Source organism: Litoribrevibacter albus (assembly GCF_030159995.1).
Lineage (GTDB): Bacteria > Pseudomonadota > Gammaproteobacteria > Pseudomonadales > Litoribrevibacteraceae > Litoribrevibacter > Litoribrevibacter albus.
In genome coordinates this window covers 377,101-394,405 of sequence record NZ_BSNM01000014.1, presented here as the reverse complement: position 1 = coordinate 394,405, position 17,305 = coordinate 377,101, and the positions used below count along the sequence as shown (strand labels likewise).

Annotated in this window: 14 protein-coding genes; 13 read left to right on the top strand and 1 reads right to left on the bottom strand. The window is 43.1% G+C overall.

Features of this window, described 5'->3' with window-relative positions:
* Positions 1-19 precede the first annotated feature (19 nt).
* From QQL66_RS12110 to QQL66_RS12085, 6 genes are all read left to right on the top strand, one after another.
* Positions 20-886 (top strand): alpha/beta fold hydrolase, encoded by an 867-nt coding sequence (locus tag QQL66_RS12110; protein WP_284381700.1) that lies wholly within the window; start codon positions 20-22, stop codon positions 884-886.
* Between the two features lie 29 nt (positions 887-915).
* Positions 916-1,815, top strand: a complete 900-nt coding sequence (locus QQL66_RS12105; RefSeq protein WP_284381698.1) for a DUF4892 domain-containing protein — start codon at positions 916-918, stop codon at positions 1,813-1,815.
* Between the two features lie 22 nt (positions 1,816-1,837).
* Positions 1,838-2,908, top strand: coding sequence for a patatin-like phospholipase family protein (locus tag QQL66_RS12100; protein WP_284381697.1), 1,071 nt, complete (start codon positions 1,838-1,840; stop codon positions 2,906-2,908).
* 120 nt (positions 2,909-3,028) lie between these two features.
* Positions 3,029-3,964, top strand: coding sequence for a 50S ribosomal protein L3 N(5)-glutamine methyltransferase (gene prmB / locus QQL66_RS12095; protein WP_284381695.1), 936 nt, complete (start codon positions 3,029-3,031; stop codon positions 3,962-3,964).
* Positions 3,965-4,061: 97 nt separating this feature from the next.
* Positions 4,062-5,165 (top strand): chorismate synthase, encoded by a 1,104-nt coding sequence (gene aroC / locus QQL66_RS12090; protein WP_284381694.1) that lies wholly within the window; start codon positions 4,062-4,064, stop codon positions 5,163-5,165.
* Between the two features lie 25 nt (positions 5,166-5,190).
* The gene (locus tag QQL66_RS12085; RefSeq protein WP_284381693.1) at positions 5,191-6,336 is read left to right on the top strand and encodes an MFS transporter; all 1,146 of its coding nucleotides are present in this window, start codon (positions 5,191-5,193) and stop codon (positions 6,334-6,336) included.
* A gap of 37 nt (positions 6,337-6,373) precedes the next feature.
* On the opposite strand, the gene gltA is transcribed toward QQL66_RS12085, so the two are convergent.
* A complete protein-coding gene (gene gltA, locus QQL66_RS12080; protein WP_284381692.1) occupies positions 6,374-7,639 on the bottom strand; it encodes a citrate synthase in 1,266 nt (421 codons plus the stop codon).
* Positions 7,640-8,143: 504 nt separating this feature from the next.
* Here gltA and sdhC point away from each other — a divergent pair.
* From sdhC to lpdA, 7 genes are all read left to right on the top strand, one after another.
* On the top strand, positions 8,144-8,518 hold the full coding sequence (gene sdhC, locus QQL66_RS12075) for a succinate dehydrogenase, cytochrome b556 subunit (protein WP_284381690.1): 375 nt from the start codon (positions 8,144-8,146) through the stop codon (positions 8,516-8,518).
* A complete protein-coding gene (gene sdhD / locus QQL66_RS12070) occupies positions 8,512-8,859 on the top strand; it encodes a succinate dehydrogenase, hydrophobic membrane anchor protein (RefSeq protein WP_284381689.1) in 348 nt (115 codons plus the stop codon). The genes sdhC and sdhD overlap by 7 nt, the downstream gene beginning before the upstream one ends.
* A gap of 3 nt (positions 8,860-8,862) precedes the next feature.
* Positions 8,863-10,638, top strand: a complete 1,776-nt coding sequence (gene sdhA / locus QQL66_RS12065; protein ID WP_284381688.1) for a succinate dehydrogenase flavoprotein subunit — start codon at positions 8,863-8,865, stop codon at positions 10,636-10,638.
* A gap of 27 nt (positions 10,639-10,665) precedes the next feature.
* Positions 10,666-11,370 carry a succinate dehydrogenase iron-sulfur subunit gene (locus tag QQL66_RS12060; protein WP_284381687.1) on the top strand — a complete coding sequence of 235 codons (705 nt, stop codon included), beginning with the start codon at positions 10,666-10,668 and terminating at the stop codon, positions 11,368-11,370.
* A gap of 292 nt (positions 11,371-11,662) precedes the next feature.
* On the top strand, positions 11,663-14,500 hold the full coding sequence (locus QQL66_RS12055; RefSeq protein WP_284381686.1) for a 2-oxoglutarate dehydrogenase E1 component: 2,838 nt from the start codon (positions 11,663-11,665) through the stop codon (positions 14,498-14,500).
* A 39-nt stretch (positions 14,501-14,539) separates the two neighbouring features.
* Positions 14,540-15,781 (top strand): 2-oxoglutarate dehydrogenase complex dihydrolipoyllysine-residue succinyltransferase, encoded by a 1,242-nt coding sequence (gene odhB, locus QQL66_RS12050; protein ID WP_284381685.1) that lies wholly within the window; start codon positions 14,540-14,542, stop codon positions 15,779-15,781.
* 53 nt (positions 15,782-15,834) lie between these two features.
* Positions 15,835-17,271: a dihydrolipoyl dehydrogenase gene (gene lpdA / locus QQL66_RS12045; protein ID WP_284381684.1), complete on the top strand. Its 1,437-nt coding sequence runs from the start codon at positions 15,835-15,837 to the stop codon at positions 17,269-17,271.
* Positions 17,272-17,305: the final 34 nt, after the last annotated feature.

Here is a 17,305-nt window from a genome sequence, read left to right as displayed (position 1 = left end):
TACAATTTAAAGGAATACTATGAGTTTTATTGAGAAAGAAGTTGATCTTGGCCATTTAATCATTTCTTACAAACAATGGGGGCAAGATTCATCATTTCCTCAATCTCACGTGCCAGTATTGTTGGTGCACGGTTGGCTAGATAACGCGAATAGTTTTGATCAGGTTATTTCACATTTACCAAATGATCGTTTATATCTGGCTATCGATTTACCAGGTCATGGGCACTCAAGTCATAAAGCTAACGGACAGCTTTATCATTTCCTTGATGGTGTGGCTGATATAAAACGGCTTATTGACTCGCTAGGCTTCGAGAAAGTTATTCTGGTTGGTCATTCTTTGGGGGCGGCCTTGTCTAGTGTGTTCTCATCTGTCTATCCTGAAGTAGTAGAGAAGGTGTGTTTAATAGAAGCTGTTGGCCCAATTTCCAGTGACCCTAAAGATAGTGCCCGGCAATTAAGAGATTCGATTGAGAAGCAGATTAAAGGTGTAGGTAGAAATCTTGTGGCTTATTCTTCATTGGATGAGATGGCTCAGGCAAGACAAAAAGGAATAGGTGGGCTTACTTATGAGGCTTCACTGAAACTGGTTGAGCGTTCTCATAAATCCAATGAAAGCGGTTTTTTCTGGTCCACAGATCCAAAGCTACGTTTGCCTTCTCCGATGCGATTAAGTGAGAGTCAGGTGAAAGGTTTTCTGTCGAAGTTGTCTGTTCCCTTGAAAGTAATTATTGCAGAGAACAGTCTGATACCTCGCGATGTTATTGATTTGCGTTTGTCCTACTTTACTGATCCGGACGTGGTTCAATTACCGGGTGGACATCATTTGCACATGGAAGAATCTGCATTAAGTGTTGCAGAGGAACTAAACTCATTTATTAATGGTTAACACTGTAAGCTGCATAAAAGGATATATTAATGGTTTCTTTAGGATGGAAGTTTCCTGCGCTTGTAATAACTCTGTTGTTGTCCAGTTGGCAATTAAGAGCTGAGCTGCAGCCATTTCCATACAGTAAAATTCAGCATCAGCAAACCCAACAAATTCCTGATTACCGTCTGATTCTTAGCCCTGTTACCAAGGTGAACGGCCGGCTCCATGTAGAAAAAAGTCGCCGATTGAACGCCAATATGGTGAGGGCCCTTTATCGACTGGAAGATGACTTTGAGCTGTCTGAAGCCTGGAGCTTTTATCAGATGCAATTACAGCGACAAAATGCAGAGGTCTGGTTTCAATGTCATGGTCGAGACTGTGGTGTGAGTGCGTTATGGGCAAATGATATTTTTGGTCAGGCTCAACTTGGTGGATTAGAGTCATCTCAGCATTATGGGGTCTATCATTGGCGTTCCTCTGAACGCAGTCATATCGTTGTGCTTTATGGGATTATTCGAGCCAATAAGCGTAATTACTTAATGGTGGACCAATTAACCGCTTCAGTGGATCAGGTTGCTGATGGACCTGTGGTCAAAAAATCTGATTTACCTGAACGAGGACAGGCTCCGATTTTGATTCCTGTCTCACTTAATGCGTCGGAACGTTTGGTGATGACTTCGACAGCCCGAACTCAGGTAGCAACGATCAGTCGTAAGCTTTTGGCAATGCGACCAGAGCGAGTGTTTTTTGTTGGTCACTATTCCACTGATGAAGGGATCGATACCGAAATCGATAAAAGCGAACAATTGGCTCGTCAGCTTAAAGACTATGTCATGTCGACAGTAAGTGGTTTAAGAATGGATGTTTATGGCGTTGGCCCGTTATCGCCAACGCATCCTGATGCGAAGTCTCTTGAGCAATGGGTAGAGATTTTTGTTGAAAATTAACACCCATATATAAGGGGTGGCTATGACTAAAACTGTATCTTTGGTTCTTGGCAGTGGTGGTGCAAGAGGCTACGCTCATATTGGCGTTATCGAGGTGCTTGAAGAAAGAGGCTTTGATATCAAAGCTATTTCAGGTTCTTCAATGGGGGCTTTGGTTGGTGGTGTTTATGCGGCCGGGAAGCTTCCCGAGTTTAAACAATGGGTAAGTGAATTCTCCTATTTGGGGTTTCTTAAATTATTGGATTTTTCCCTAAGAGAGCCGGGGGCTATAAGAGGGGACCGGCTGTTCAAAGTTATTCATGAAATGATTGGCGATATCAAAATCCAGGATTTACCCATTGAATATACGGCGGTGGCAACGGATCTGATCAGTAAGAAAGAGATCTGGTTTCAGCGTGGTAATTTGGTTCGAGCGATGCGGGCCTCCGTCTCAATTCCAAGTTTATTTACTCCTGTGTCATTAAAAGGAATGCTGCTGGTTGATGGTGGTGTTCTGAATCCTATTCCTATTATTCCCACAGTCTCTGCTCATACCGATTTGACCATAGCAGTGGATCTGGCTGGGCGTGAGGCGTGTGCAACCGCCTCTATGGATGCAGATGATGTTGTGCCTCTTGATGATCAAGAACTGGCCGAAGCTGAAAGTCTTATGGAAACCACAACCGGCCGGGATTTGATATCAGAGTATTTGGAATTGGATCTTGATCATTCAAGCTCACTTTCTTTGGATACTTTTGGAGAACTGTTAAATCAAGATATTGAATTAATGGTGAATGAACACGAATCCGAGGAAACTTTGCTTTGGTGGCAACACATAAAAGAGCGGACTTCACGTTGGTTTAGAAGGTTCCAAGCCGCTGTAGATGACGGTTCGCCGCTGCCTATGATGAAAATGGGGAAAATCGACGTCATTCATCAGGCCATCGATACTATGCAGAGTTCATTAAGTAAATATAAGGTAGCAGGATATGCGCCAGATATTATGATCCAGGTACCTTCCAATGCCTGTGGGACGCTTGATTTTCAACGGGCGGAAGAGCTGATTCAAATCGGTCGAGAGCTTGCCGAAAAGGCTATTCCAAATATACCCTAATTTTTTAGTTTTTTCCGATCGATGAGCCTGTTTATTGGCTCCGCTTATGAATCGTCCGTATAATGCGGAGTGTTTGAATTCAACTAAACCTAATGATTTTTATCAGGTAAATAACTCATTATGACAAATATCAATGACTGGGATACGCATAGAGCAATAACTGAATTAAGAAGCATCAAGGATATGTGCCGCTGGTGCTTTAGTCGAATGAATGAAAGTGATGTGTATTTTGGTCATGGTACTGATAATGCGTGGGATGAAAGTATTCAGTTGGTATTAAACTCTCTTTCTTTACCCTGGCACAGTTATGAAAATTTCGCCGATGCAAATTTAACCACTACTGAGCGTCAAAAAATCATTTATAACCTTAGAGCACGTCTTCAGGACAGAACACCACTTCCTTATATTTTTAATCAGGCTTGGTTTTGTGATTTGCCGTTCTATGTGGATGAGCGCGTATTGGTTCCTCGTTCCCCAATTGCAGAACTCATTAAGAAACATTTTGAACCTTGGTTAAGTTACGAGCCGACCAAAATTCTGGATATGTGTACCGGCAGTGGTTGTATTGGTATTGCGGCTGCTTATGAGTTCCCGGATGCAGAAGTAGATTTGGTCGATATTTCGAATGATGCTTTGTCTGTTGCTCAGCAAAACATTGAAGATCATCAGTTGATGGATCGAGTATTTCCTATTGAATCGGATATCTTTAAGGGAATACCGGAAGGGGTTAAATATGATTTGATCATTGCTAATCCTCCGTATGTAGACAGAGAAGACTTCGATGCAATGCCTTCAGAATTTGTGCATGAGCCAGCTATTGCCCTGATTTCTGGTGATGATGGAATGGATGCGCCTGGCGAGATTTTAAAAGAGGCGTTGAAGTACCTGAATGAGGGTGGCTTGTTTATTATGGAAGTTGGTTACTCGCAACATAATCTTGAACAAGCGTTTCCTGGAATCGATTTTAATTGGATAGAGCTTGAAAATGGCGGTGACGGTGTATTAGTCATGACCTATGAAGAGCTTGTTAATAATCAGGATGAGATTCAGAAGTAATGCTAAGGTTCTGTTAGTAAAGAACTTTAGTCTATTGAGCATATTTTGCGTATAATATTCGACCTTTTCGGCATTCAGATGTAATTGTGAGGGCTTAATGTCTGGTAATAGTTTTGGAAAATTGTTTACTGTAACCACCTTTGGTGAAAGTCACGGTAAAGCGTTAGGATGCATCATTGATGGTTGCCCTCCAGGCGTTGAGATTTCTGAAGAAGAGATTCAACAGGATTTAGATCGCAGAAAGCCGGGTACGTCCAAGTTTACAACTCAGCGTCGAGAGCCGGATCAAGTTGAAATTCTATCTGGTGTGTTTGAGGGTAAAACTACTGGCACCACGATTGGTATGGTCATTCATAATACCGATCAACGCTCCAAAGACTATTCAAAAATTAAAGATACCTTCCGTCCTAACCATGCTGATTATGGCTATGAACAGAAATACGGTATTCGTGATTATCGTGGTGGTGGTCGATCATCTGCTCGCGAAACAGCAATGCGTGTAGCGGCTGGTGCTGTTGCTAAGAAATATCTAAAACAGCGTTATGGTATTGAGATCCGTGGCTATATGTCGCAACTTGGGCCAATCAAGGCGGAAAAACTGGACTGGGACCAGGTGCATCAGAACCCATTCTTCTGTCCGGACCCTGACAAAATTCCTGAGCTTGAAGAGTATATGAATGCGCTTCGTAAGTCGGGAGATTCTATTGGCGCTAAGATTACTGTAGTGGCCAGTGGGTTGATGCCTGGCTTAGGTGAGCCTGTTTTTGATCGCTTAGATGCAGATCTTGCTCATGCACTAATGAGTATTAACGCTGTGAAAGGTGTTGAAATTGGTGATGGCTTTGATTGTATTGAGCAAAAAGGTTCAGAACATAGAGATGAGCTAACTCCTGATGGTTTCTTGTCTAATCATTCGGGTGGTATTTCTGGTGGGATCAGTACTGGGCAAGATATTGTTGCGCACATCGCAATGAAGCCAACCTCTAGTATTTTGTTGCCAGGAAAGAGTATCGACAAAGATGGTAATCCTGTAGAAGTAGTAACAACAGGCAGGCATGATCCTTGTGTTGGTGTGCGTGCGACACCGATCGCTGAAGCGATGCTTGCTATAGTGCTGATGGATCACATATTACGTCATCGTGGTCAAAACGCAGATGTTAATTCTACTGTACCTGTAGTGCCTGCTTCTGTGAATGAATAACGCATCAAACTCTGATGGTGGTTGTGTGCAATCCGCAACCGCCGTGCCTTTATCTCTCTTTTATTTCTTCTACTTTTCTTTTCTTGGGTGTTTATTGCCATTCTGGCCTGTATTTCTAGAGGGGCAAGGGTTCACTGGTTATCAGATAGGCTTGGTTCAATCCATTTTTTTAGGAACAAAAATCTTTGCGCCAAGTGTTGCTGGCTGGATTTCTGATCGCACAGGTTTTCGAGCGAGAGTGATTAGGGTAGGGGTCCTTGGTGCCGGGACTTTCTTTTCATTGTTCCTTTTGGATTTTAGTCTTTATGAGCTTTTGATCTATAGTGCGCTGTATTCTGTTTTTTGGAATGCAATTCTTTCACAGTTTGAAGCTTATACCTTGGAATCCCTGGGAAATCGGGCTCATCTCTATTCGAAAATAAGAATGTGGGGTTCCATTGGTTTTATTGTCCTATCTCTGGGCTTAGGTGGGCTGTTTGACTTTGTTTCTATCTCCTGGCTGCCCATTATCATGGTGTCTATTGTGTTGTGTGCCGGGCTTGTTAGCTTTTCGCTTTCTGAGTTAAGAAATGAAGATGAGGTTTTTAGTGGTGCCCGAACCAAAAGTGTTCTGCCATTATTGAAGCGGTCAAATGTAGCTGCTTTTCTTGTAATTTGTCTGCTTACGCAGGCATCTCACGGTCCTTATTATTCCTTTTATAGTCTGTATTTGAAGGAGTTTGATTATTCGAGCGGTGTGATCGGTGGTCTTTGGGCGTTAGGTGTTGTATCTGAAGTTGTTTTGTTCTTGATTTTTCCATCATGGGTGCGTCGAGTAGGCCCTTATTTTCTACTTAAATTGTCCATTGGTTTAACAGCAGTTAGGTGGATGATGATAGGGGTGCTGCCAGATAGCCTTCTTTTTATTGCCCTATCACAAATTCTGCATGCGTTTTCATTTGGTTGTCTTCATGTCGTATCTATGATGTATGTACAGAAGTTTTTCTCGAAGGAGTTTTCTGGAAGAGGGCAAGCACTATATAGCGGGGTAAGTTTCGGGTTAGGTGGTGCAATAGGAGCTTTCTTTAGTGGTGTGATGTGGGAGATATTGGTGCATGGGATGTTATTTTATGTCGCGGCTGGTGTTGTACTAATGTCGTTCTTCTTTGTTAGATGTTTGAATGAGCAATAAAAAAGGCCGCTTAAGCGGCCTTTCTCATAAGAGGCAATTACAGGTCTCTTTTGGTTTCACCAGTGTATAACTGACGTGGACGACCAATACGGTTGTTTCCGCCAATCATTTCATGCCAGTGAGCAATCCATCCTGGAGTACGTCCAGTAGCAAAGATAACAGTAAACATTTCTGTTGGAATGCCGATCGCTTTCAAGATAATGCCAGAGTAGAAGTCAACGTTAGGGTATAGGTTGCGCTTAACGAAGTACTCGTCTTCTAGTGCAATTTTCTCAAGTTCCATAGCCATTTTAAGCTGTGGATCGTCTTGCAGGCCTAGTTCTTCAAGAACTTCGTCACACGTTTGCTTCATTACCTTAGCGCGTGGGTCGTAGTTCTTGTAAACACGGTGACCGAAGCCCATTAGACGGAATGGGTCGTTCTTGTCTTTGGCTTTCTCAATGAACTCAGGAATATTGTCGGCAGTACCGATCTCATCCAGCATTTTAAGAACAGCTTCATTAGCACCGCCGTGAGCAGGTCCCCAAAGGGCTGCAATACCAGCTGCAATACATGCAAATGGATTTGCACCTGTTGAGCCAGCGAGACGCACAGTTGAAGTAGATGCGTTCTGTTCGTGGTCTGCGTGAAGTAAGAAAATACGATCCATTGCGCGAGCAATTACAGGATTGATCGGTTTTTCTTCAGCAGGTGTGTTGAACATCATGTGAAGGAAGTTTTCCGAATAGCTCAGCTCATTTTTAGGATACATGAATGGCTGACCAATGCTGTACTTGTATACCATCGCAGCAATCGTAGGAATTTTAGCAATCAGACGGAATGCTGAAACTTCACGATGTCTTGGGTCATTGATATCTAAGGAGTCATGGTAGAATGCTGATAATGCACCTACTACACCACACATAATCGCCATTGGGTGAGAGTCACGACGGAAACCATGGAAGAAATCACTCAATTGGTCATGAACCATAGTGTGATGAGTAATGATGTCTTCGAATTTCGCTTTTTCTTCTTCAGTAGGAAGCTCACCAAACAATAGAAGATGGCATGTTTCAAGGAAAGTCGCTTTTTCAGCAAGCTGTTCAATTGGGTAGCCTCTGTGTAGCAATACCCCTTTTTCACCATCAATATAAGTAATGGCAGATTCGCAGGCTGCAGTTGAAACGAAACCAGGATCGTAAGTGAAATATCCTTCGCCGGTTAAACTACGGACGTCAATAACGTCAGGACCCACAGTTCCTGAATAGACAGGTAGATCTAAAGTCTTACCGTCTATCGTAAGCTGTGCTTTTTTATCAGCCATGCAAGGCCTCCTTGTAATACGTTTTCTTAAACTCCCAATGGAAGATCGGAGTATGTTCTCCGTTTTTAAATGCTCTATCCCAGAAAAAGTATGGACGTAAATTGCCTTACTGGTGGCGTAACTATAAGGCGTTAACCGCTTTTGTCAATCGAGGAGCTTAGATTAGGCCCAATATTCATTAAATTTTAGAGGGTTGATGAAAAAATAAACTAGAGTTAGGTTCTAACCTGGTGCGTGTTGTAAAAAATGCCGAAAATTCCGCATATAAATGGTGCGTTTTGTCTAATCCCTTATCTGCATTGAATTTCTTCGGGGGGCTGATTATAATCACCGCGCTCTCAAATCTAGGCACAGTCTTAGATTTAATAAACCTGGATTAGTTTGGACGAAAGTTCTTACTAGATTATAAGGTGCTGAAAAGCACTAAATGGGCTAAACGCTCGCTTATTAATAAGTGGGTGTTAATGTCTGCATCGCGGACCCAAACGGATAGAGTGTATAACCGTGAATAGCAATAGACCAAAAAACCTTGATCTAACTACGATTCAGCTTCCGCTAACTGCGAAAGCTTCCATTCTTCATAGGATCTCAGGTTTTGCATTGTTCTTCGGTATGATCTTTGTTTTGGGTGCTTTAGATATGTCTCTAGCATCTGAAGAAAGTTTCAACCAGCTAAAAGAATGTTTGCAAAGTCCTGTAGCTAAATTTATTACTTGGGGCATCTTGTCTGCTCTTGGCTACCACTTCGTAGCAGGTATCAAACACTTGTTAATGGATGCCGGCATTGGCGAAACACTTGAAGGTGGTCGTGTTGCTTCAATCATTACACTAGTACTTGGTGGATTGGTAATTGCTTTGGCAGGAGTTTGGGTATGGTAACTAGCGTTACAAATTTGAGCCGTAGCGGCTTATCTGACTGGGTTCTTCAGCGTGTGAGCGCTGTTATTTTGGCTACTTATGCCATCTTTATTGTAGGTTACCTACTTTGCACCCCTGAGCTAACATTTGGACAGTGGAAAGAGCTATTCAGCATGACTTCTGTTCGTATTTACACATTGTTGGCTGTATTTGCATTGGTTGCACACGCATGGGTTGGCTTGTGGACTATTGCAACTGACTATATCAAGCCTGCTTTCATTCGCTTTGTATTTAATGCTGGCGTTATTGGTACTTTGTTTGTACTTGTGGTTTGGTCAATCGAAATCCTTTGGGGGCTGTAATTTATGTCAAGTCAAATTCGTACAATGACTTTTGACTCCATCGTAGTTGGTGGTGGTGGTGCAGGTATGCGCGCCGGTTTGCAGTTGGCCGAATCAGGTCTTAAAACTGCTGTAGTTTCAAAAGTTTTCCCGACTCGTTCTCATACAGTATCTGCACAAGGTGGTATTACCTGTGCAATCGCAAGTGCGGATCCAAATGATGATTGGCGCTGGCACATGTTTGATACCGTTAAAGGTTCTGATTACATCGGTGACCAAGACGCTATCGAATATATGTGTAGTGTAGGTCCGCAGGCTGTATTTGAACTTGATCACATGGGGCTTCCGTTCTCTCGTTTTGATAATGGTCGTATTTATCAGCGTCCATTCGGTGGTCAATCAAAAGAGTTTGGTAAAGGCGGGCAAGCTGCTCGTACTTGTGCTGCTGCTGACCGTACTGGTCACGCGTTACTTCATACACTTTATCAAGCCAACCTTGCAGCAGGAACTACCTTCCTGAACGAATGGTATGCAGTTGATCTTGTTAAGAACAAAAAAGGCCAGGTTGTTGGTTGTGTTGCGATTGATATGGAGTCTGGAGAGACTGTTTATATCAAGGCAAAAGCAACAGTTCTTGCTACTGGTGGTGCTGGTCGTATTTATCAGTCTACTACCAATGCTCATATTAATACTGGTGACGGTGTTGGTATGGCTCTTCGTGCAGGTTTCGTTGCACAGGATATGGAAATGTGGCAGTTCCACCCAACCGGTATTGCAGGAGCAGGTGTTCTTGTAACAGAAGGTTGTCGTGGTGAAGGTGGTTACCTTATCAATAAAGATGGCGAGCGCTTCATGGAACGTTATGCTCCTAACGCAAAAGACCTTGCTGGTCGTGATGTTGTTGCTCGTTCAATGGTTATGGAAATTCTTGAAGGCCGTGGTGCTGGTGAGAATGGTGACCATGTATTCTTGAAGCTAGACCACTTGGGTGAGGAAGTTCTTAACAGCCGCCTACCAGGCATCTGTGAGCTATCCAAGACTTTCGCTCACGTTGATCCAGCTAAAGAGCCAATTCCAGTTGTACCTACTTGTCACTATATGATGGGTGGTGTTCCAACTAATATTGGTGGTCAAGCTATCCAATTGAGTGAAGACGGTTCTGAAACAATTGTTGATGGCCTGTTTGCGTGTGGTGAGGTTGCTTGTGTATCTGTACACGGTGCAAACCGTCTTGGTGGTAACTCACTTCTAGACCTTGTTGTATTTGGTCGTGCTGCTGGTATCCAAATTGAGAAGCAACTTCGTGAAGGCTTCGATGTTATGGATGCAGAAGATACTGACATTGAAAATGCACTTGCACGTCTTAATAAGATTAATAACAGTACGTCTGGTAACGATGTTGCTGTTGTTCGTGCTGATCTTCAGAAGTGTATGCAGCTATACTTTGGTGTGTTCCGTGATGGCGAAAGCATGCAGAAAGGTCTTGAAATGCTTAAGGAAATCGGTGAGCGAGTTAATAACCTGCATATCACTGATAAGAGCCAGGCATTCAACACTGCACGTATCGAAGCTTTGGAACTAGGTAACTTATATGAAGTTGCTTATGCTACAGCTGTTGCAGCTGAAGCGCGTAAAGAGAGCCGTGGTGCACACGCACGTAATGACTTTACTGAGCGTGACGATGAGAATTGGTTGAAGCATTCAGTTTACTTCCCTGCGACCCAAACAATTGGTAAGCGTGATGTAAACTTTGCTCCTAAGACCGTTGAGGCGTTCCCGCCGAAAGCGCGTACATACTAATTCAGGCTCGATGAGGTAGAAAATACTATGTTGGTTAGCGTATATAGATACAATCCGGAGACTGATCAGGCTCCGTATATGCAAGACTACAATATCGAGATTCCTGGTGGTAAGGATCTAATGGTATTGGATGTATTGCATCTGATTAAAGAGCAGGACGTTTCTTTGTCTTTCCGTCGTTCATGCCGTGAAGGTGTTTGCGGTTCTGACGGTTTGAACATCAATGGTAAAAACGGCCTTGCATGTATCACTCCTTTGTCTGAGTGTGTGAAGGGTGATAAGTTGATTCTTCGTCCTCTTCCTGGGTTGCCGGTAATCCGTGACTTAATCGTGGATATGGAGCAATTCTACAAGCAGTACGAGAAGATCAAACCATACTTGATCAACGATACTCCTGCTCCAGCTATTGAGCGCTTGCAGTCTCCTGAAGATCGTGAGCACCTGGATGGCTTGTATGAGTGTATCTTGTGTGCATGTTGTTCAACGTCTTGCCCATCTTTCTGGTGGAATCCTGATAAGTTCATCGGTCCGTCTGGCTTGCTTCAGGCTTATCGTTTCCTTATCGATAGTCGTGATACAGCAACAGAAGAGCGTTTAGCTGCACTTGATGATCCATTCAGTGTATTCCGTTGCCGAGGCATTATGAATTGTGTTAACGTTTGCCCTAAAGGTCTTAATCCTACAAAGGCAATCGGCCACATTCGCAACATGCTACTTCAGCGCGGCGCGTAATGTAGAAAAGGGGCTAGTATTTAGCCCCTTTTTTTATTCTCATCGTCCATAAAATACAAAATTACAATTCTGATGAGAAAAATCTTGGGGGAAGTTTTGCATTCTTTCGATATTTAATCTAAAACTAGATAAATGTCGGAAAAATCAAGAGTTTTTGCTCAAAAAGCAAATTCTCTATAGTGACTAAAAGTAAATAGGGGTTTGGTTACAATCCAACGTTAATAATTTAAATCGAATACCCGCGATTTAATTTATTACCACCCCTCGCAAGATGCATTAAGGACGGTAACGAATGCAAGAAGCTTCTATGGAGCAACTATGGGGTAGCTCCCATTTGGGCGGCAACGTGGCATATATCGAAGCCATGTATGAAGCCTATTTAAAAGACCCTAATGATGTGCCAGAAGAGTGGCGCTCATACTTTGATCGACTTCCAAGATCGACTGAAACCGCACCTCACGACATTCCCCATTCAACAATTCGTGAGAACTTTATTCTCCACGCTAAGAACAAAGATACTAATCGTCCTAAAGCTGCCAGTGCTGTAAGTTCTGACTTCGACATTAAGCAAGTTAAGGTTCTTGATTTAATCAATGCTTATCGAGTTCGTGGCCACCAAAAAGCGGATCTTGATCCTCTGAATCTGATGGAAAGGGAAGATGTTCCTGACCTTCAGTTGGGATATCATGGTTTGTCCTCTGCGGATCTTGATACTGTTTTCCAAGTTGGAAACCTGGCATCAGGCTCTGATACAGCGGCGCTTTCAGAAATCATCGATACTCTAGAAAAAACCTACTGTACATCTGTAGGTGCTGAGTACATGCACATCGTTGATACAGCTGAGAAAGAGTGGATTCAACAGAGACTCGAAAGTGTTAAATCTCATCCAAAGTACAGCGGTGAGGTTTCAAAACATATTCTTGAGCGCTTAGTGGCGGCGGAAGGTCTTGAAAAATACCTTCAGTCAAAATACCCAGGTACCAAGCGTTTTGGCCTTGAAGGTGGTGAATCACTTATACCTTTGATGGACGAATTGATTCAACGTGCTGGTACTTATCAGGTACAAGAAGTTGTAATCGGCATGGCTCACCGTGGTCGTCTGAACGTTCTTATTAATACCCTTGGTAAGTCTCCGTCTGATTTGTTTGATGAGTTTGAAGGCCGTGCTCAGTACGACAGTTCTGGCGATGTTAAATATCACCAAGGTTTTTCATCTAATGTTATGACTCCAGGTGGTGAAGTCCACTTAGCATTGGCATTCAATCCGTCACACTTGGAGATTGTATCCCCTGTAGTTGAAGGCTCTGTTCGTGCTCGTCAAGACCGTCGTAAAGATACCGTTGGTACTACCGTTATGCCAATTAGCATTCATGGTGATGCGGCATTCGCAGGTCAAGGTGTTGTTATGGAAACGTTCCAGGCATCTCAGACCCGAGCTTATAAAACTGGTGGTACGGTTCATGTAATCATTAACAACCAGGTTGGTTTTACAACATCTTTACGTGAAGATGCTCGTTCGACTGAGTACTGTACTGACGTTGCCAAAATGGTTCAGGCGCCAATCTTCCATGTTAATGCCGATGACCCTGAAGCTGTTTTCTTTGTGACTCAGTTAGCAGCGGACTACCGTTTTGAGTTCAAGAAAGACATTGTTATTGACTTGATTTGTTATCGTCGTCGTGGTCACAACGAAGCTGATGAGCCATCAGGCACACAGCCTTTAATGTATGACAAAATTCGTTCACAAAAATCTACCTGTGAGCTATACGCCAACAAGTTAATAGCAGAAGGTGCTATTGATAAGGCAGGTTATGATACGTTAATTAACGAATACCGTGATGCATTAGATAACGGTCACCATGTTGTGAAGAGTTTGGTTCGTGAACCAAATGAATCCATGTTTGTGGATTGGAGACCGTATCTTGGTCATGACTGGACTGCCCATCACGATACACGCATTGAACTTAAAACACTTCAGAACGTAGCAAACCAGCTAACTGAAGTGCCTGAAGGCTTTGTAGTTCAGCGTCAAGTCCAAAAAATTATTGAAGATCGCCGCAAAATGACAGTTGGTGCTATGCCTATCAACTGGGGGTATGCAGAGACTATGGCATACGCCACTTTATTGCATGAAGGCAATCCTGTTCGAATTACAGGTCAAGATGTTGGTCGTGGCACTTTCTCACACCGTCATGCTGTATTGCACAACCAAAAAGATGCTTCGCGATATATTCCTCTAGAAAAGCTTGCGACAGAGAATGTTCCTTTTGCTATTTATGATTCATTCTTGTCTGAAGAAGCTGTTCTTGCGTTCGAGTATGGGTACGCTACAACACAGCCGGGTGCATTAGTGGTTTGGGAAGCTCAGTTTGGTGATTTCGCTAACGGAGCTCAGGTGGTAATTGATCAGTTTATTACCAGTGGTGAGCATAAGTGGGGTCGTCTATGTGGTCTAACGATGCTTCTACCTCATGGTTATGAAGGTCAAGGACCAGAGCACTCATCAGCTAGACTTGAGCGATATTTACAGCTTTGTGCTGAGCACAATATTCAAGTGTGTTTACCAACCACACCTGCTCAAGTTTTCCATATGTTGCGTCGTCAAGTGATTCGTCCTTTACGTAAACCTCTTGTGGCATTAACACCTAAGAGCTTGTTGCGTCATAAGGAAGCTATTTCGACTCTTGAAGATCTTGCTGAAGGATCGTTCCAGACTGTAATTGATGAAATCGAATCAATTAAGCCTAAAGACGTCAAACGTATTGTGTTGTGTTCCGGTAAGGTTTATTACGATTTACTTCAGGCTCGAAGAGAGCGTGAAATCGATGATGTTGCAATCATTCGTATCGAACAACTTTACCCATTCCCTGAGGATGACCTTAAAGCTGCATTAAAATCTTATAAAAATGTACAAAAGGTTGTCTGGTGTCAAGAAGAGCCAATGAATCAGGGTGCATGGTATAGCAGTCAGCACCATATGCGTCGTGTTGTTCGTTCATTGAAATTTGCTAGTCTAGATTACGAGCTTGATTATGCAGGTCGTGATGCTTCTGCATCTCCAGCTGCAGGTTATATGGCTTTGCACGTTGAACAGCAAAACAAACTTATTGATGATGCCTTGGTTGGTTAAGGCTTTTGATTGGCAAATTAATTATTTAAGGAAGTAAGTATGGCCATTGAGATTAAAGCGCCCACATTTCCAGAATCAGTTGCTGAGGGGAACATCGCAACTTGGCATAAACAACCAGGTGAAGCTGTTTCCCGTGATGAGTTAATTGTAGATATTGAAACCGATAAAGTTGTACTGGAAGTTGCTGCGCCAGCTGATGGTGTAATTGCAGAAGTTAAAAAAGGTGAGGGCGATATCGTCCTTAGCGACGAAGTTATTGCAATCTTTGAAGAGGGTGCTACTGGCGGGACAACTGCTGAGCCAACTCAATCTGAAGAGGCACCTCAACCTGTTGAAGGTGCTGTTGCAAGCCCGGCAGCGCGCAAATTAATGGAAGAAAACGGCATTGAAGTCGGTCAAATTGCAGGCTCTGGTAAAAACGGTCTGGTTACCAAAGAAGACGTTGTTAACTATGTAAAACAGTCTGATTTGTCTGGTTCTTCAGCTATCGCGGAAGCTCCTGTAGCTGCTCAAACTGAAGCGCCTGTGGCTCCAGTTCAGGCACCTCCGGCTGCTATCTCTGTTCCATTGAACCAAGAAGGCCGCTTAGAGAAACGTGTACCTATGACACGTTTAAGAGCAAGTATCGCGAAACGCTTGTTAAGTGCTCAGCATGATGCTGCGATGTTGACAACCTTCAACGAAGTTAACATGAAGCCAATTATGGATCTTCGTGCTAAGTACAAAGATCAGTTCGAGCAGACGCACTCTACTAAACTTGGATTTATGTCTTTCTTCGTAAAAGCAGCGGTTGAATCACTGAAGAAATTCCCAGAAGTCAATGCATCCATTGATGGAAACGACATTGTATATCATGGTTACTATGACGTGGGTGTTGCTGTATCTAGTGATCGTGGTCTGGTTGTTCCTGTATTGCGTGACTCTGACGGAATGACGCTTGCTGATATCGAAGGCACAATTAAAGACTATGGTGTCAAAGCTCGTGAAGGCAAGTTAGCGATTGAAGACATGCAAGGTGGCACATTCACGATCACGAATGGTGGTGTGTTTGGTTCTTTGATGTCAACACCAATCCTTAATCCTCCTCAAACAGCTATTCTTGGGATGCACAAAATCCAAGAGCGTCCAATGGCTGTTGATGGCGAAGTAGTGATTCTTCCAATGATGTATCTAGCTCTGTCATACGACCATCGTCTAATTGACGGAAAAGAAGCTGTACAGTTCTTGGTTTCTATTAAAGAATTACTAGAAGAGCCAGCTAAGATCCTTCTGAATCTTTAAATATCTATAATCACACTGCCAGCCGTTAAGGCTGGCAAATCAAGGAATTTACAATGTCGGACAAATTTGACGTAGTCGTAATCGGTGGCGGTCCTGGTGGTTATGTTGCCGCTATACGTGCAGCGCAATTAGGTTTGAAAACTGCATGTATCGACAAGTACATCAACAAAAATGGTAAAGCAGTATTTGGTGGGACATGTTTGAATGTTGGTTGTATCCCATCGAAAGCATTATTAGATACCTCTCATAAGTTTCATGATGCAAGCGAAGAGTATGCAACGCACGGTATTGGCATTAAGAAGGTCGATATTGACGTGCCTCGTATGATCGAGCGTAAAGATGAGGTTGTTGAGAAACTAACTATGGGTGTTGCTGGTCTATTCAAGTCCAACGGCGTTACACCTTTAGAAGGTACTGGTAAATTGCTTGCTGGAAAGGTTGTGGAATTCACTGACCACGATGGCAATACCAAACAGCTTGAAGCTGAAAATATCATTATTGCAACAGGGTCTGTACCTGTTGAAATTCCACCTGCACCGCTTAAAGAGGACATTATTGTCGACTCTACGGGTGCACTTGAATTCCAATCTATACCTAAACGTCTAGGTGTAATTGGTGCTGGCGTTATTGGTCTTGAATTAGGTAGCGTTTGGAGCCGTTTAGGTTCTGAAGTGGTAATCCTTGAAGCTCAAGATGATTTCTTAAGCGTTGTTGATCGTCAAATTGCTCGTGAAGCGCAGAAAGTTCTAACTAAGCAAGGTTTGGATATTCGCACCGGAGCACGCGTAACAGGTACTGATATTAAGCGTAAAGCTGTTACTGTTACCTATACCGATAAAGACGGTGATCAAGAGATCGTTGTTGACAAGTTGATTGTTGCTGTAGGTCGTCGCCCTTACACAGAAGGTTTGTTGTCTGTAGATAGTGGTGTAACGATGGATGAACGTGGATTTATCTACGTAAACGATCAGTGCGCTACAGATGTTCCTGGTGTTTATGCCATTGGTGATGTGGTGCGTGGTCCAATGTTGGCACATAAGGCATCTGAAGAAGGTGTTATGGTCGCCGAGCGCATTGCTGGCGAGAAAGCACAGGTTAATTATGATTTAGTTCCTTCAGTGATCTATACCCATCCGGAAATCGCTTGGGTCGGTAAAACTGAAGATGAACTAAAAGCCGCAGGTGAGAAATACAAAGCGGGCTTTTTCCCATTTAGTGCAAGTGGCCGTGCTTTGGCTGCAAATGACACGGATGGAATGGTTAAGATTATTGCAGATGAAGAAACAGATCGTGTCTTAGGTTGTCATATCATTGGCCCTAATGCGGCTGATTTGTGTCAGCAAGTTTTAATCGCAATGGAGTTTGGATCGACGGCCGAGGACCTTGGTTTAACCATGTTCCCACACCCAGCGTTATGTGAAGCTGTACATGAAGCTGCTTTAGCAGTAAATGGCCACGCGATTCATAAAGCGAATCGTCGTCGTAAATAAAATCGTAGATCGTAATTTGGCGAGATTGATTTAA

What these genes read in the sequence shown, in the direction of transcription:
- QQL66_RS12110 (WP_284381700.1), top strand. Translation starts at nt 20, where the DNA reads ATGAGTTTTATTGAGAAAGAAGTTGATCTTGGCCATTTAATCATTTCT.
- QQL66_RS12105 (WP_284381698.1), top strand. Translation starts at nt 916, where the DNA reads ATGGTTTCTTTAGGATGGAAGTTTCCTGCGCTTGTAATAACTCTGTTG.
- QQL66_RS12100 (WP_284381697.1), top strand. Translation starts at nt 1,838, where the DNA reads ATGACTAAAACTGTATCTTTGGTTCTTGGCAGTGGTGGTGCAAGAGGC.
- prmB (WP_284381695.1), top strand. Translation starts at nt 3,029, where the DNA reads ATGACAAATATCAATGACTGGGATACGCATAGAGCAATAACTGAATTA.
- aroC (WP_284381694.1), top strand. Translation starts at nt 4,062, where the DNA reads ATGTCTGGTAATAGTTTTGGAAAATTGTTTACTGTAACCACCTTTGGT.
- gltA (WP_284381692.1), bottom strand. Translation starts at nt 7,639, where the DNA reads ATGGCTGATAAAAAAGCACAGCTTACGATAGACGGTAAGACTTTAGAT.
- sdhD (WP_284381689.1), top strand. Translation starts at nt 8,512, where the DNA reads ATGGTAACTAGCGTTACAAATTTGAGCCGTAGCGGCTTATCTGACTGG.
- sdhA (WP_284381688.1), top strand. Translation starts at nt 8,863, where the DNA reads ATGTCAAGTCAAATTCGTACAATGACTTTTGACTCCATCGTAGTTGGT.
- QQL66_RS12060 (WP_284381687.1), top strand. Translation starts at nt 10,666, where the DNA reads ATGTTGGTTAGCGTATATAGATACAATCCGGAGACTGATCAGGCTCCG.
- QQL66_RS12055 (WP_284381686.1), top strand. Translation starts at nt 11,663, where the DNA reads ATGCAAGAAGCTTCTATGGAGCAACTATGGGGTAGCTCCCATTTGGGC.
- odhB (WP_284381685.1), top strand. Translation starts at nt 14,540, where the DNA reads ATGGCCATTGAGATTAAAGCGCCCACATTTCCAGAATCAGTTGCTGAG.
- lpdA (WP_284381684.1), top strand. Translation starts at nt 15,835, where the DNA reads ATGTCGGACAAATTTGACGTAGTCGTAATCGGTGGCGGTCCTGGTGGT.